The organism is Microvirga brassicacearum (genome assembly GCF_008757455.1).
GTDB lineage: Bacteria > Pseudomonadota > Alphaproteobacteria > Rhizobiales > Beijerinckiaceae > Microvirga > Microvirga brassicacearum.
In genome coordinates this window covers 814-1,105 of record NZ_VCMV01000076.1, presented here as the reverse complement: position 1 = coordinate 1,105, position 292 = coordinate 814, and the positions used below count along the sequence as shown (strand labels likewise).

At 59.2% G+C, this 292-nt stretch carries 1 protein-coding gene; it reads right to left on the bottom strand.

All coding sequences use genetic code 11. The features are described 5' to 3' along the window. Nucleotides 1–292: VCBS domain-containing protein (locus FEZ63_RS25340; protein ID WP_201274276.1), on the bottom strand; the 292-nt coding region annotated here is incomplete at both ends.

Sequence of the window (292 nt, the reverse complement as noted above, 5' to 3'; positions counted from 1 at the left end):
TCGATTCCGGTCAACGTTCCGATCGATGTCCCGCCGGGCGTGTTCTCGTCGACGCTCTGGGTCGAAAGGTTGAGGTCTGTCGGCCGTTCATTGACGTTGTTGATGTTGATCGTGATTGTCTTGGTGTAGGTCAGGCCGCCCTGGTCCGTCACGCGGATGGTGATCTGGTGTGACGTCGCGCTTTCATGGTTGAGCAGCGCGCTGTTGGCAACGAGGATTTTCGTCCCGGTCGCATCGAGCTTGAACCGCCCGCCAGCATTGTCTGTCAGCGTGTAGGTGAAGGTGTCGCCGC